Origin of the sequence: Corynebacterium sp. c25Ua_89, from assembly GCF_047459735.1 — a bacterium.
GTDB classification, from domain to species: Bacteria; Actinomycetota; Actinomycetes; order Mycobacteriales; family Mycobacteriaceae; genus Corynebacterium; species Corynebacterium simulans.
The window spans coordinates 535,546-549,876 of the sequence record NZ_JASBOD010000001.1 but is presented as its reverse complement, the minus strand read 5'-3'; the positions used below and the strand labels follow the sequence as shown (position 1 = coordinate 549,876).

The window sequence follows — 14,331 nt, the reverse complement described above, 5'->3', positions numbered from 1 at the left end:
GGTTTAGAGCCAGTGGTTGCGGCGGAACCACCACCACATGACCGCGACCACGAGTACCATCAGGCCTAGCGCTATGAAGTAGCCGCCGGCCCAGTGCAGTTCCGGCATGACATCGAAGTTCATGCCGTAGATGCCGGCGACCAGGGTAGGAGCAGCCCACATGCCGACCACCGCGGAGATGGTGCGCATGTCGCTGTTTTGCTGCATGGTCACCTTGGCAACGGAGGCGTCGATAAGCGAGGTTAAGCGCTCGTCGAACCCCGCAACCTGGTCCTTGACCACGAGCTCGTGGTCGTTGACGTCGCGCAGGTAGGAACGGATCTGCTTGGAGATGAGATCCTTGTGGTCATTGGTCATGGCCTTTAGCGCTACCGAAAGCGGGTCAATGGCGTGCTTCATCTCCAAGATCTCACGCTTAAACATGTAGATCCTGTCGATGTTGAACTTGGTCTGTGGGGTAAAGACCTCTTCCTCGATCTCATCGATCTCTATTGCGATGAGGCGCACGATCTCGGAATAGCGGTCCACCAGCATATCCAGAATCTTCCAGGCCATGGCTACCGGGCCGAGCTCAACCAAGTCCTGCTCGTCCTGCACGGTGTAGGCGAGGTTGGGCAGCTTAGCCGAGTGGCGCACCGTAATGATGAAGTTATTGCCCAAAATCATCTGGACCTCACCAGTGGAGATGATCTGGCGCTTATCGGCAACCTCATCATGGTCGCGGTAGTTAACCGAGCGAGCGACAACGAAGAGCTGATCATCATAGCGCTCCAGCTTGGGGCGCTGGTGCGCCTGAACGGCGTCTTCCACAATCAGTTCGTGAATACCGAACTCGGAAGCGACCTTCGTCATCTGGGATTCATAAGGCTCATGCAGACCCACCCACACGAATCCGCGGCCGTATTCCTCAACGGTCTGGAGTGCGGAGTGCGGGGTGAACTCGCCCGGTAGAGCCTCGCCGTCGACGAAGACACGGCAGTGTTCGATGGCGCGCTCAGCTGGAACGGAGAAAGTGCGGGAGGAACTGGGAGGATCGTTTCTCTTGCGTGGCCTAAAGGGCGACGGGACAGACGGCATCGTTTCAGCCTCCTTCACTTCTAATGATGGGGCGCGCGCCAAAACAGGTTCGGCAGGCAATTTTTCTTAGCGGCTAAATCCTACACTGCTTAGGGGCATATACTAGTTTTCATGCCTACCTGGAAAGAAGTAACCGCAGCTAACCCTGCGCACTCGGAGAATTTTGCACGCAAATGGAAGATGCTTGCTGCACAGGGCAAAGACATCCACGGTGAAGCACGGCTTGCCGACGCCATGGTGGAGCGCGGATCCCGCATCCTCGACGCCGGCTGTGGCACCGGTCGCCTAGGCGGGGAGTTGGTGGGCCGCGGCCACACGGTGGTGGGCGTGGACGTGGACCCGATCCTGATTTCGCATGCCGAGCATGACTTTCCAGATGGCCAGTGGGTAGTCGGCGACTTGTCTGAAGACGAGATTCCCGAAGGCGACTTCGACCTAGCGGTATCTGCAGGTAACGTCATGACCTTCCTGGCAGTAGATGGCCGTGAGGCCGCCCTGCGCAATATCTACAACTCGCTGCATTCCGACGGCCGTTTTGTCGTCGGTTTTGGTGAGGGCCGCGGCTGGGCATTCGATGACTTCCTGACCTTGGCTAAGGAGGTGGGCTTCCGCGTTGACTTCCTTTTCTCCTCGTGGGATATGAAGGTCTTCAAGGAAAGCTCCACCTTTCTGGTGGCGGTTCTCACGCGCCCGGGCGCTGACCTTCTCTAAACGCGCTTGAGTAGCCGATACGAGCTGCTAGGAAAGCCCTGCGAGGCGTCGCAGCATATGGCCATGGTCCACTGGGCCGTGGCCTTTTCCTACGTTTAGGGCATCCGCATTGGCAATCGCCTCGTGCAGCCAAACGGTGGACCATTCCAGGGCATCTGCTAAATCTTCGCCGGCGCCTAATCGTGCTGCCAGTGCTGAAGACAGTGAGCAGCCGGTGCCGTGGGTGTTCTTGGTCTCCACGCGCGGGCTCGATACCTGCACTAAGACGCCGTCCGCGCTTACAGCAGCGTTTCCTGCATCGTCGGATGACAGGTGGCCGCCTTTGACGATGACGGCGGTGCCGGTAAAAGCAGCCCAGCGCTGGGCGATGTCCGTAGCCTCCTCGAAGGTCTGGGCCTGCGGAGTGTCGGTGAGCACCGCGAGCTCCTTCAAGTTCGGCGTAATCACGGTCGCCTTGCGGCACAGCTGCCGCACTGCGGCCTCAGCTTGTTCGTCCAAGAGGCGATCGCCACTCGTTGCGACCATGACTGGGTCGAGAACAACCGGCGTGGAAGGTGCTAGCTGGTCTAGAAACTTATCCACGGTGGCGGTGATTTCCGCATTGCCGAGCATACCGATCTTGACGGCGTCAACCGTGACGTCATCAAGCACTGCGTCCAACTGTGCCTGTAGGAACTCCAGCGGCGGCGTGTGCACCGAGCGCACGCCCTGCGTATTCTGCGCCACCAGCGCCGTTACCACGGACATGCCATAAGCCCCTGCGGCCATAAATGCTTTCAAGTCTGCCTGGACGCCGGCTCCACCGGTCGGATCGGTGCCCGCAATGGTCAATACGCGCGGCAAACTACCCCGTGGATGAGAATTCTCCACAACTATCCCTTCGCTAGTGCTAACTAAGTGCAGGTTCTAAGGGTCTAATCTCAGCCGCAGGCCTGCGGCACCCCTTGTTGTAGAAGTGAGATTAACAAAGACTTTGGTCCCGCGTTAAACAATTCTCTGAAGTCGCCGAGGTGAATACAAAATTCCCCCGTACACCAGCATGTATGTCAGGTGTACGGGGGGAATGACTGCAACCTAAAGAACAGCGGCTATTTAGGCTTACTTGTTCTTGTTGATGAAATTGCGAGCGATGCGCTGCTGCTCGGTGATTTCGAGGTTGCCGCGGTCGCGGGAGATCATGTTCTGGATCCAGTTCACCGCGACGGTGGTGCGGTTGCGGAAGCCAAGGACGTACATGATGTGCAGTCCCATCCAGGAAACCCAAGCCGGGAAGCCGTCGAACTCGGTCTTGCCCATCTTCACAACCGCGTTGAAACGGGAGATGACGGCCATGGAGCCCTTGTCGAAGTACTCGAATGCCTCGCGCTCGTTGGCGGTGGACTCCTCGTCGACCTTTGCCTTGATGAGCTTGGCCACGTGTGCGCCACCCTGGATCGCAACCTGTGCCACGCCAGGCAGGCGGTTTAGGGAGATCATGTCGCCGACCATGTAGACGTTGGAGTGCTGGCCCACGGTCAGATCATCATTAACGGAGACACGGCCAGCGCGGTCTGCTTCGACGCCTGCCTGGTCAGCAACCATCTTGCCCAGTGGGGAAGCGGCCACACCAGCGGACCAAATCTTGGTTGCGCCCTCAATGGTGACGACTTCGTCGTTCTTCATGTTCTTGTAAGTGACGGCGTCCTCGGTGACGTCAGTGACCATGGCGTTCAGACGCACATCGACGCCGAGACGCTCCAGGGTGCGCTGCGCCTTGCGGCCCAGGCGCTTGCCGAATGGTGGTAGAACCTGCGGTGCGCCATCAAGCAGGTAGATCTTGGCGCTAGTGATGCCGTAGTTGGAGTACTGGTCACGCAGAGTGCGGTTAGCCAGCTCGGCGATCTGGCCGGTCAACTCAACGCCGGTTGGGCCGGCGCCGACGATGACGAAGGTCAGGAGACGCTCGCGCTCAGCTGGGTCGTCAACGAACTCGGCCTTTTCGAAGGCGGAGACGATTCGGGAACGCAGCTCCAGTGCGTCATCCAGGGTCTTCATACCCGGAGCGAACTCAGCGAAGTGATCGTTGCCGAAGTAGGACTGTCCAGCGCCAGCGGCGACGACGAGGGAATCGTAGGCGAAGGTACGCTGGAAGCCCTCGAGCTCAGCGGTAACGGTCTGGCCTTCCAGGTTGATGTCGGTGACTTCGCCGTTGACGAAGTGAGCGTTGGCCTGGTTGCGCAGAAGCTGACGGGTGGAAGGAGCAATCTCGCCGGCGGAAATCATGCCGGTGGCTACCTGGTACAGCATCGGCTGGAAAAGGTGATGGTTCTTCTTATCAATCAGGGTGATCTCAACGTCAGCGTTCTTCAGCTGCTGAACTGCATTGAGGCCGCCGAAGCCGGCGCCGATGACGACTACATGGTGGCGTCCGCCTGCAGGGCGGTAAGGGGTTTCAGCCATAGTGGGGAGATACCTTCCTAAGAAAGCGAAAAATTTTGTACCGAATCAGTCTAAACCCTAGTCACCGTACATGCATACTTTATGTAGGTTAAACAGCTTCTTTTTCGGCATGGCGGCGCATCTAGGTGGGCTTTTCACACTAGGGTTAATTGGAAGCCTTTGTGCACGTAGACGTTTGCCAAGGAGATAACCGGACCAATGGGTGATTTTCCACATCTAGCCACCATCGATGCCAATCAGTGGCCGAGCGTAGCGACGCTTCCGGCGGTGAGCTTTGCACGTTTTAAAGCCCGGCGTGCGGAGGCGGAATTCGCCAAGGCCTGTGATCTCGCGGAGTTGGATCTGGATCCTGAATCTAAGGCTGAAGGCGGACCAGACCTTTCCGTGTTGCATGACGCCCTCTTCATTCGCATCGCAGCCACCGGCTGGCTTGGCTTTGCGGAGTCTTATCTGGCGGGCGAGTGGACCACCGCTGACTCTGACAAGCTGGTCAAGGTATTGCGTGGACTGCTGCGTGCGAATTATCGTCCGAAGGCGCGCGTGCTCGAGGTCGAGCATTCCACCCCGGGTGAGCTACCCGTGGAATTGGTGCGTCTTTATGCCGGTGATGGCTATACCCATTCGGGCGGCATCTTTGCCAGCGGCGTTCCCACGACAGTTCGGGAGGCTGTGCCTAGCTTTAGTCCACAGGCTGGCCGCAAGGAACCTAAGGAGCACTTCGTTGACGTCACGCACGTTAGTGAGCCGACTGCGGTGGACCGTACCGACCTAAAGGATGGCCAAAAGCGTGCTGCGCAATGGCTTCTCGACGCCACGCGCACCGGCGCCGGCACTCATCTGCTGGTTTATCCCGCAGCCGGAATGAATGTGGCTGTCGAAGCAGTCAACAGGCGGGCGACGGTGGATGTGCTGACTGCCGACGCCGAGCAAGTCGAGGACTTCAACGAAACCCTAGTGCTCGAGGGCGCAGCAGATTCGGTACAGATTCAGCAGATCGACGACACCGTGCCGCATCCGAAACAATGGCGTGGTCGCTACGACGCGATCGTAAGCGTGGAAAAGCTAGAACTGCTTACGCCCGCAGAGCGTAAGCGCTTCGTGGGGATGCTGGATCGCTCTCTGATCCCAGAGGGCAGGGTCGCGCTCGCCTCGACTTTCGCTACCGAGACGATGACCCCGGCTGCCCGTTCGGCGTTACAGGTACTGCGCGCCTATGTCTGGCCCGGACTGGATTACCCAACGCTCGAGGAAACGCACAAGCTCTTCGACCGCAACTCGAATCTGCGCATCGTCGCGCAGACGCACGTGGGCGGTCACTACGTGGAATCGCTACGCGAGCAGCGCAGCTACTTCGATGGTCATCTACGCGAAGCCGCGGCGGCAGGTTTCGATCCTGTGTTCCGCCGCCTGTGGACTTTCCAGTTTGCGCTGCGCCAGGCTTTGCTGGAGCTTGGCCAGGTGGATGCCGTGCAGCTCACGGCCACCCGCCGCCACCGTGGTGGCCGCCGTTAAGGGGTGACCACTGGGCGCGAAGCCCGCTCGAGCAGTACCGCGATTGAGTCGGATTGAGTCGTAGGCCTTGCCGGAGATCATCTCCAGGCCCATCTCACAGGCTTGCCCATAGAGTGCACGATCGGCAGGTGAGTGGCCACTCCATCGCGCAGCCATTCCACAACATCCATGATGCGCAGCTGATTCCACAGTTTTAGCTCGGCGTCGGAAAGCGCCTCTGGCACGTTGCCGAGCAAGCCATGAGTGCAGCTGGCGGCGTCGACAATGATCGGCAGCGCGCCTTCGTCGGACCACTGCCATAGATCGCGCACGATCTTGGTGGCTTGGTAGGCAAAACCTTCCTTATAGCTCTTGGATGACCACGGGGTCTGGCTTCAGCATTGGCGCTTCAGTTCTTTACGCCGGAGGCTGCGTTGCCTGGCGTCGTTGCTGCGGTGTGGTCGAACATTACTGGCGCTGTGTTCGCGGCGCTGGTTCGCCGCAAGCCTTTGGCGGGAGAAAGTGTGCTTGCCAGTAGGTGGGAGATTGGCCAGCCCTGTCCGAAATGACATAATGTACATTATCGGACAATTATCGATATAGTTAAACGGGATCGCCCGCCATTTTCGCGGTTGTCCGGCATGCACTTACGCCACCGTTTAAAGTAACTGTGACTTTAAACGGTGGTGCTTCCGTTACTGACGTTTGTATGCGTTAAACAATTGGAACCCCGTCAGACATCCCAATAAGACCGCAAGGCCGAGCAACAACCACATCTGTTGGATGCCGACGAATATGGCAAAGCCAATCAGCACTACGAGCCTGAACCAGATGATCGGAATCAGATGCTTGGAGTTCATCACTATCTGATTTTCTACTTCTCGAGCGTTACGCGGATATTAACTTCGCCTTCTTCGGCGATCTTTGCGGCGATTAGTTCTGGGGTCTCAATTCCATAATCCAGTCGGTTCACCGGAATGTTGCCGCCCAGGACAATCGTCTTGTCGTCACGGACAACGTCAAAGTCTTCGCTAACCTTCTTCGTCTTGTCCTTAATAGTAAGCTCGCCCGTCAGCTTCACCTTGGCCAACGAGCCGTCCTCAGGAACCTTCGACAAGTCAGCGGGCTCCGTCAGTTTGAAGCTGGCCTCCGGGTACTCGCGCGTGATGAAGAGCTTGTCCTTCATATTCTGGTCGCGGACCTTCTTATCCGTGGTCAGACTGGTCATATCGACACTGATTGTGCCTTCTTCAACCTTTTGGTCCTTGATTACTGCCTGTCCTTCAACTTCCTTGGTGGAACCCGAGGTGCGGGTTTTCTCAGCAGGTAGGATTTCGTCGATGCTGAAGCCAACTGAGGTGAAATTATGTGGCGTACCAGCTATAACGTGCCAATTGCCGTCTAGTTCAGTGCTTGCTGGCTTCGTATGTGCGGCGTCGACAGGCTTGGTCTCTACGCCACGGCCCATGTAGATCGAGTAAAACAGCGGGCCAAGCGCCACCAAGGTTGCAATGAGGATCAGCACCACGAAAATGGAGATGACCAGCTTGCGGTTACGTAGAAGTTTCTGCATTTGTCCTTACCTCAATTCCTCGAGCCGGCGTGCCAGAGTGACAAGCTCCGTGCACAGCTGTTGAAGCTCTTTAGCGTCCGCGCCTTCCTGTGCGGCAATCCCGATGTCCTCTGCGGAGCAACGCAGCTCAAACAGGCCGTCGCGAAGCGCGTCAGCGCGTTCGGGCGTCATGATGACAGCGTCTTTCGGAATCGAGGTTCCAGAGACGTTGTTGCGCTGCTCGTATGCTCGTTGTTTGCAAGATGGGCTGCAGAATTTACGAGGGCGTCCGCGCCCTCCTTGCGGGATCTCCTTGCCGCACCATTGGCATGTGGCTTGGGCGCGGTCGCGGGTAGCTTGACGGATCACCTGATACACCTTAGTCCATTTATTCCGGGGTGGGAACAAACCCGCGGAGCACTTCGTTATACTGTTAGTTTCTTGGGTGATGTATGTCTACCCTTCCAAGCACACTTTATGAAAAGGATGATGTTGCATGGCAGATCGCGTACTCCGTGGTAGCCGCATGGGCGCCGTCAGCTACGAGACGGACCGTGACCACGATCTCGCACCACGCCAGATGGTCAAGTACCGTACCGAAGACGGTGACATCTACGAAGTTCCTTTCGCAGATGATGCGGAAATTCCTGAGGAGTGGATGTGCAAGAACGGTAAGCTTGGCACCCTGATTGAGGGCGAAGGCGTTGAGTCCAAGCCAGCTAAGCCGCCACGCACACACTGGGATATGCTGCGTGAGCGCCGCTCCATTGAGGAGCTGGATGAGCTTCTCAGCGAGCGCATTGAGAACCTGCGCTCCCGTCGTCGTTCTGCCGCTCGCCTGCTCAAGGAACAGCAGGAGAACCAGGGCTAGTGCGGCCTTCCGCAGCGGATGAACGCAGCTAAATAAGATTAAGAAAGCGGCCTGTCAGCTCTCCTAGATGTTAAATCTAAGTGATAAAGGAGAAGCTCACAGGCCGCTTTTGCGGGCTTGGCCCGACGAAGTACTTGGTGTACTACTTGGAGTTGCCGAACTGGTGCTTAAGCAGAGACTTGATCTCGTCTGCGAAGTCACCGGTCCAGGCAAAGCCTTCCTTGACCTTGGCACCCAAGCCCGGGATGTTGCTGTGGCGGTAGGTGTAGGATGCGATGTTTCCTACCTCACCGGCAAAGTCCTTGACCTGCTCAGAGCGATGCGCGATGCCCCACTTGGTTACCTCCATCAGTGAATCCTTGACGAAGGAGCCGTCCAGCTTAGACTCGCCGTACTCGCGCTCGGTGAAGGTGATTGGCACCTCGCGTACATCCCAGCCGTCCTTGACGGCGCGGAAAGCAAGATCCACCTGGAAGATGTAGCCAGCCTTAGACAAGTCTTCGAAGTCGATGGACTCGAGCAGCTCGCGGCTGAATGCGCGGTAGCCTGCAGTCATATCAGACAGGCCTGCACCCAGAGCCACTGAGATGTAGATATTGCCTAGGCGAGACAGGTACTCGCGGGAAGCCGGCCAGTTGACGGTCTCGCCGCCTGGGATGTAGCGGGAGCCGATTACCAGATCAGCGCCCTTGTCGATCTCAGCGAGCAGCAGGTGCAGTTGCTCCGGTGCGTGAGAGCCGTCAGCGTCCATCTCACAGAGAACCTGGTAGTCGCGCTCTAGGCCCCACTTAAAGCCGGCGATATAGGCACCCAGCAGGCCGCCTTTGCCTTCACGGTGCAAGACGTGCAGCTTTTCGTCTTCAGCTGCGAGCTTATCTGCTGCTTCACCGGTGCCGTCGGGAGAATTATCGTCAACGATGAGGATGTTGACCTCTGGCGTTGCCTTGCGGACGCGTCCGGTGATTAGCGGAAGGTTTTCGATCTCGTTATAAGTCGGGATGATAACCAAGGTGGAAGCGTGGGTGTTGCTCACGTTTTTAAAGCTCCTCTTTGTTTGCTGCCGCTAAGACGGCAGAGTTTCTGTGTGGCGCGCCTAAACAAGGTTTCTTCCGCAATGAGCGAAGAGCCCACAACGCGCTGACTGTACCAATGATAACCATCAGCCATTGCAGGAGCGAACCAAACCTTACAGCGATCGTCGTCCCCTCGCGCAGCGGAAGCGTCTCAATCAGATACTTGGGCTCAAAAATTTCGCTCTGTTGGCTCACCGTGCCATCTGGGGCGACGATGGCGGAGACGCCGGAGGTCGCCGCCACCACAACCGCGCGGTCGGTCTCCATGGCGCGCAGGCGGCTCATGGCCAACTGCTGATAGGTCATGTCGGAGTATCCGAAGGTGGCGTTATTCGTCGGCGTCGTAAGAATCTGCGCCCCATTGCGAATCGAGCTGCGGAAGGCTTGGTCGAAAGAAACCTCGTAACAGGTAGCCACCCCAACCAATACATTGTTCATGTGGACCACGCCGGGGCCATCGCCGGCCTTGAAATCACCGGCCAAATCCACCAAGTCGGTGATCTTGCGGAAGAAAGTACGCATCGGCATGGTCTCGCCGAAAGGCTGCAGATACTTTTTGTAGTGGTGCTCTCCTACTTCCCCATCCGCCTTAAAGACCTGCATGGTATTACGCGAGCCCACTGCGTCCTCGGTCAGCGTGCCCACAAGAATGGGGGCCTTGATGGTGTGCACTGCGGCGTCGATAAGCGCGCTAGCTTGGGCGTCCTCAAATGGGTTTACGTCGGAAGAATTCTCCGGCCAAATAACCATGTCCACTGGTTTGCCTGCCGCGGCGGCCTCTTTCGTTACCCGCACGTGGTTTTCCAACACCGCACGACGCTGAGCGGCAAAGTCCAGCCCCATGCGCGGAACGTTGCCTTGGATCGCTGCAACGTTGACCTCACCTACTGTTTTGCTTGGGCGATTAACTAGACTGCCTGCAGCGAACCCAACGATAAGCGGAAGGATGACAGCAGCGGCAGCCCCCGCACGCAACTTACCGCGCGATCGAATCATTACTACGAGGCCGGACGCCGTTAGCACCGTGGCGAAGGTGATAAGCGCAGGCCCGCCTAGCGGTGCGAGGTTCGCAAGCGGCCCGTCGATCTGCCCCCAAGCCAGACGCACCCAGGAAAAACCGCCGAAGGGAACGCTCGAACGCAGCATCTCAACGGCGACGTAGAAGAACGCAAAGAAGATAAACCCAGTTTTATGTCGCGCTAACGCGGTGCCGCCCATGCCCAGCAGCAGGCTGTATAGTGCTAACCAAAACGCCAAGGCGACGTAGGGAAAACTGCCCACCAATTCGCCGATCCATGGCAGCGTGAGCAGATAGAGCACGAATCCATGTGCAAACGCGGTACTCGCGCCGACGCGCAAAGTAGGGGAATTACTCCCCCACGGCGTGAGCACGCCATAGAGCAACGCAATGCCTAGGATTCCCATTGGCCACCAGCCGAGTGGCTGGACGGCTAGAAAAGTAAGACCGCCCGACAGACAGGCTAGCGTCAGGCGGATTAAAAGGTGTTTCATTACTTCGCGGAATCCCCTGCAGAACCAGATCCACCGCCTGTGAAATCATCCGGACTGAGATTCTCGCTCCACTCACGGATTTCTTCCTCATCAAGGACCTCTGCCGAGCCGTCCTGGAAAGGACTCCGCACGTTAGAGCCACTATTTGTTTCGAAGCCATCGAATCCGCCGAAGCTGCCATAAGAATCGTGGTGCTGTGCCATGGGGCTAGCTTCGAAGATGCGGGTACCCATGTGCTCAATCTTGCGCACCATCGACGCTGCGAGGATAGTGCGCGCCAGGGAACGGGTAGGCGCGAAGATCAGCAACGCGCCCACAATGGTGGACACAAAGCCTGGCATCGATAAGAGCATGCCACCTGCCAGCGTGAGTCCCACGTTGCCTGCGGTCTTTCCCGCCTGCTTGCCGTCCATGTAATAGATGCCATCTTCGCCGCGGACCACCTGACGACGCATGATGCGGCGAACTTCCCATGCGGCAATGGTCATGCCGAAGAACATGGTGATAAAAAGCGCCAGCACCGCGCCCAAGATGCCTAGCCATTTAGCCACGGCCCAAAAGGCGACGGACTCGAGCAAAACAAAGGCGATAAACAGAACAAAAGGCATGGCTTCTACCCTACCTATCTGCAAACTTCGCGGGTGCGGCCAACACCCCTTGGCAGACGCGAATATTGGCGGTGGGGCGAGCAAAGTTAAGATCGCAGCCATGACTGATTTGCCCCACACCCCGCCCCAAGAATCACCGCAGGGCGCTCCTCATGGCGCGCCGCTGCTGCTTGACGACGCCACCTTCGGCACCATCGCACGCTTTGTTCCGGTCGCAGGCTCGACCACCGCGGCCGACTGGGTAGAGATTGCAGCCCTGGCTCAAGATTTGGCCGATGGGAATGTGTACTTGGCAGAAGGCGCCGCACTGGAGCTACGCGGCGTGCATGATCAGCAAGAGCTGTTGGCGCGCGTTAGCGCCCCGGGATTACTGGCAGGTACTCAGCCGGTGCTGGCCTCTCCTCTATCTGCCGCTGCTCGTGCCGTAGCACGCGATATCGCAGCAGTAGTAGAAAGCTTGGATGTTGCGGCAAACCTGCGCCTCGGCGTCGACGGCGGCTACGGCGACATCCTGCATGAGGGGCTGGACTTTGGTGCGATGCTGGAGGGCGATAATCGCGCGCGCCTGATTAAAGGCGGCGCACTAGATAAAGATGTTTTTAGCATCGAGGAGCTAGTGCCAGCCCTAGTCCAGGCGCTGGAAGAAAGCGATACCCTTTCAGCTACCGCGGCACATGGCTCCGGCGAGGCCCAACACGACCGTGGGGCTTTTGAAGGCGAGCGCCCGGCGCTGCCAATCGGTTGGCTGGCTGAGCATACTCGAGAAGGCATCGTGGACCTTGGCGCGGGTCTACACAAAGGAATCATTCCGGCAGAGTTTGCGGATCTGATTGGTCGTCTCGATGTCCCGATTACCGTCACCCCGTGGCAGGGACTTATCTTCCACGACATCGCGGAAGGCGATGCCGAAGTGGTCCTGCGCGTTCTTGCGCCACGCGGGTTCATCTTCGACATCAATTCGCCGCATCTCTACAGCTTTTAAGCGCGCCTATTGGCCACGCAGTGTAGCTTGGCTACAAGCTAAACTCGGCAGCGAATTCTTAACGCTGCGTCTAACGCGGCATATGCCGCCAGATAGGACGCGGTACAAGCCGCATGACCCATGCCAGAGCCTGCAGAGCGCGAGGAATCCAAAGCGTGCGGCTGCGGGGCATGCGGCCTTCATCTGCCGTGATGGAATCCACGACGGCGTCTGCCACGACGTCGGGAGTCACTGATAACGGTGCCGGCTTCATACCAGTGGTCATGGAGCCAATGACGAAGCCGGGGCGAGCAGTGATTAGCGCGAGCGGACCACCGTGCAAGCGATCTGCCAGTCCCTGGCAAAAGGCGTCTAGACCAGCCTTGGTGGAACCATAAACATAGTTTGCGCGGCGCGCGCGCCATCCGGCAATCGAAGAAAAAGCGACGATGTGTCCGGACTTCATCTCATCAGCTAAGACCGTAAGCATGGACACCTGAGCGGCATAGTCCACCAGTGCGATATCGAATGCGTGTGCTTCGTCATGCTCCGCGCGTTCTTGCTCGCCCAAGATGCCGAACGCGACTACCGCCGTTTTGAGTTCTTCGCCCTCGCCAAGGCAGCGCTGCGCCGCGTGTACGAGGTCGCGGTGCTTTTCTACCTGGGTGGCGTCGAAATCTAGCGTATGCACTTCGGTGGCACCCGCGGCGCGAAGCGTGGCGACGCGCTCGTCAAGGCCGTGCAGGCCACGGGCGGCCAGCACCAGTTCATTTCCCGGCGCAAGGCGCAGCGCAATCTCGCCGGCGATGTCGCTGCGACCGCCCAAGATCAAAACCCCTGCCATCTAGCGCAGCTCCCGCGGAGCCTTGTTCAGGGACTCGTAACCATCCGCAGTGGTGTAAACGATGTCCTCCAAGCGCATGCCCCACTTGCCCGGAATGTAGATGCCCGGCTCAATGGAAAAGGCCATGCCTTCCTCCAGCACGAGTTCGTTGCCTGCCATGATGAAAGGCTCCTCGTGAGTGGAAAGCCCAATGCCATGACCGGTGCGATGGGTGTAGTACTCGCCATAGCCCGCCTCTTCGATGATGGAGCGGGTGGCGCGGTCTACATCCTGCGCGGTGGCACCGGGCTTGGCTGCAGCGCGGCCGGCAGCCTGGGCACGCTCCAGCACTGAATAAGCTTTCTGGAAGTCCTGCGGTGCCGCGGTAACGTCGCCGCCGACGACGTAGGTGCGGGTGGTGTCGGAGTGGTAACCGGAAGGCAAGGTTCCTCCGATGTCGACGACCACCGGCTCGCCTTCGGCGAGCACGCGGTCGCCGTAGTCATAATGCGGGTTCGCGCCATTCGGGCCAGAACCAACGATGATGAAGTCGATCTCGACATGCTCGCGCAGGATCAGCTCACGCAGATCAGCAGCGACGTCGGCCTCGGTGCGGCCAGGCTTAAGCAGCTCCGGCACGGCGTTATGCACGGCGTCAATAGCGGAGCCCGCCTTAGCCAGCTCCTTGATCTCGGCGTCATCCTTGCGGGTGAAAAGCTCAGCCAATGCGTAGGTGGCCAGTACGTACTGCGGTTGCGCAGAAGAATTGGCGCGCAGCTCATCCTGCAAACGCAGCACATGATCGGCGGTCAGGGAGGCACCCAGCGTAATAGTGGGCGCCTCGTTCCCTTTGTCCCCTGTGCCCTCAGTGCCTTCCTGCTGCTGTGCAAAGGAATCGCAGGCCAGCTCATAAGGATTTTCGCCATCTTGCCAGCCGCGCAGTTCGATGCCCAGCTCCGCGACAGGAGAAGCATTCAGCGTCTCAATATCGGTTGCAGGGGCAACGATAAAAGGAGCAGCGTCCGGGCGCAAGACCAGTGCGGTCAGGCGTTCGTGGGAAGAAACCCACGAGCCGGTGAGGTAGGCAAAGTCTGCGCCGGTACCGAGAATAAGGAGGTCAATCCCCTTTTCTGCGGCAACTTCTTGCGCATGCTTAAGACGCTGCGCGTAGACCGAAACGGGAAAAGCGATTTGTGAATCAGACATGCCCTCG

The 14,331-nt window shown here is 58.4% G+C and carries 15 protein-coding genes, 1 pseudogene and 1 riboswitch; of the genes and pseudogenes, 5 read left to right on the top strand and 11 right to left on the bottom strand.

From position 1 onward, the window contains the following. Positions 1-3: 3 nt before the first annotated feature. The gene (gene corA / locus QKB66_RS02585) at positions 4-1,077 is read right to left on the bottom strand and encodes a magnesium/cobalt transporter CorA (RefSeq protein WP_248090190.1); all 1,074 of its coding nucleotides are present in this window, start codon (positions 1,075-1,077) and stop codon (positions 4-6) included. Between the two features lie 111 nt (positions 1,078-1,188). Here corA and QKB66_RS02580 point away from each other — a divergent pair, with 111 nt between their 5' ends. Next, positions 1,189-1,788 (top strand): class I SAM-dependent DNA methyltransferase, encoded by a 600-nt coding sequence (locus QKB66_RS02580; RefSeq protein ID WP_061922544.1) that lies wholly within the window; start codon positions 1,189-1,191, stop codon positions 1,786-1,788. Positions 1,789-1,815: 27 nt separating this feature from the next. Here the strand turns inward: QKB66_RS02580 and thiD are convergent, their stop codons facing one another. Further along, on the bottom strand, positions 1,816-2,658 hold the full coding sequence (gene thiD / locus QKB66_RS02575) for a bifunctional hydroxymethylpyrimidine kinase/phosphomethylpyrimidine kinase (RefSeq protein ID WP_248090193.1): 843 nt from the start codon (positions 2,656-2,658) through the stop codon (positions 1,816-1,818). Then, positions 2,646-2,743: riboswitch (TPP riboswitch) on the bottom strand. Its footprint overlaps the gene before it by 13 nt. Positions 2,744-2,886: 143 nt before the next feature. Then, positions 2,887-4,227 carry an NAD(P)/FAD-dependent oxidoreductase gene (locus QKB66_RS02570; protein WP_248090196.1) on the bottom strand — a complete coding sequence of 447 codons (1,341 nt, stop codon included), beginning with the start codon at positions 4,225-4,227 and terminating at the stop codon, positions 2,887-2,889. A gap of 198 nt (positions 4,228-4,425) precedes the next feature. Here QKB66_RS02570 and QKB66_RS02565 point away from each other — a divergent pair, with 198 nt between their 5' ends. Beyond that, on the top strand, positions 4,426-5,739 hold the full coding sequence (locus QKB66_RS02565) for a class I SAM-dependent methyltransferase (RefSeq protein WP_248090199.1): 1,314 nt from the start codon (positions 4,426-4,428) through the stop codon (positions 5,737-5,739). A gap of 77 nt (positions 5,740-5,816) precedes the next feature. On the opposite strand, the gene QKB66_RS02560 is transcribed toward QKB66_RS02565, so the two are convergent. Then, positions 5,817-6,050: a hypothetical protein gene (locus QKB66_RS02560; RefSeq protein WP_414252622.1), complete on the bottom strand. Its 234-nt coding sequence runs from the start codon at positions 6,048-6,050 to the stop codon at positions 5,817-5,819. Between the two features lie 54 nt (positions 6,051-6,104). Here QKB66_RS02560 and QKB66_RS02555 point away from each other — a divergent pair. Next, positions 6,105-6,287: pseudogene (locus QKB66_RS02555) on the top strand (bile acid:sodium symporter family protein); the annotation flags it as partial. A gap of 305 nt (positions 6,288-6,592) precedes the next feature. On the opposite strand, the gene QKB66_RS02550 reads toward QKB66_RS02555, so the two are convergent. Together QKB66_RS02550 and QKB66_RS02545 are read right to left on the bottom strand one after the other, a co-directional pair. Continuing rightward, positions 6,593-7,291 (bottom strand): YceI family protein, encoded by a 699-nt coding sequence (locus QKB66_RS02550; RefSeq protein WP_414252621.1) that lies wholly within the window; start codon positions 7,289-7,291, stop codon positions 6,593-6,595. 6 nt (positions 7,292-7,297) lie between these two features. Next, a complete protein-coding gene (locus QKB66_RS02545; RefSeq protein WP_235591278.1) occupies positions 7,298-7,639 on the bottom strand; it encodes a hypothetical protein in 342 nt (113 codons plus the stop codon). Positions 7,640-7,766: 127 nt separating this feature from the next. Here QKB66_RS02545 and QKB66_RS02540 point away from each other — a divergent pair, with 127 nt between their 5' ends. Then, the gene (locus QKB66_RS02540; RefSeq protein WP_061922522.1) at positions 7,767-8,141 is read left to right on the top strand and encodes an RNA polymerase-binding protein RbpA; all 375 of its coding nucleotides are present in this window, start codon (positions 7,767-7,769) and stop codon (positions 8,139-8,141) included. Between the two features lie 142 nt (positions 8,142-8,283). Here the strand turns inward: QKB66_RS02540 and QKB66_RS02535 are convergent, their stop codons facing one another. Genes QKB66_RS02535 through QKB66_RS02525 form a run of 3 tightly spaced genes read right to left on the bottom strand, consistent with a single transcriptional unit; the run spans position 8,284 to position 11,334 of the window. Further along, entirely contained in the window at positions 8,284-9,174 is an 891-nt protein-coding gene (locus tag QKB66_RS02535) for a polyprenol monophosphomannose synthase (protein WP_062040765.1), read from the bottom strand. 4 nt (positions 9,175-9,178) lie between these two features. After that, the gene (gene lnt / locus QKB66_RS02530) at positions 9,179-10,726 is read right to left on the bottom strand and encodes an apolipoprotein N-acyltransferase (protein ID WP_414252620.1); all 1,548 of its coding nucleotides are present in this window, start codon (positions 10,724-10,726) and stop codon (positions 9,179-9,181) included. Beyond that, complete coding sequence (locus QKB66_RS02525; RefSeq protein WP_414252619.1) at positions 10,726-11,334, bottom strand: FxsA family protein; 609 nt, start codon at positions 11,332-11,334, stop codon at positions 10,726-10,728. Before QKB66_RS02525 ends, lnt begins: the two co-directional genes overlap by 1 nt. A gap of 100 nt (positions 11,335-11,434) precedes the next feature. Here QKB66_RS02525 and QKB66_RS02520 point away from each other — a divergent pair, with 100 nt between their 5' ends. Beyond that, positions 11,435-12,316 (top strand): hypothetical protein, encoded by an 882-nt coding sequence (locus QKB66_RS02520; RefSeq protein WP_248090216.1) that lies wholly within the window; start codon positions 11,435-11,437, stop codon positions 12,314-12,316. Positions 12,317-12,386: 70 nt separating this feature from the next. On the opposite strand, the gene QKB66_RS02515 is transcribed toward QKB66_RS02520, so the two are convergent. Beyond that, positions 12,387-13,139, bottom strand: coding sequence for an SDR family oxidoreductase (locus QKB66_RS02515; protein ID WP_096336305.1), 753 nt, complete (start codon positions 13,137-13,139; stop codon positions 12,387-12,389). Beyond that, positions 13,140-14,324, bottom strand: a complete 1,185-nt coding sequence (locus tag QKB66_RS02510) for a M24 family metallopeptidase (RefSeq protein WP_414252618.1) — start codon at positions 14,322-14,324, stop codon at positions 13,140-13,142. Between the last annotated feature and the right edge of the window lie 7 nt (positions 14,325-14,331).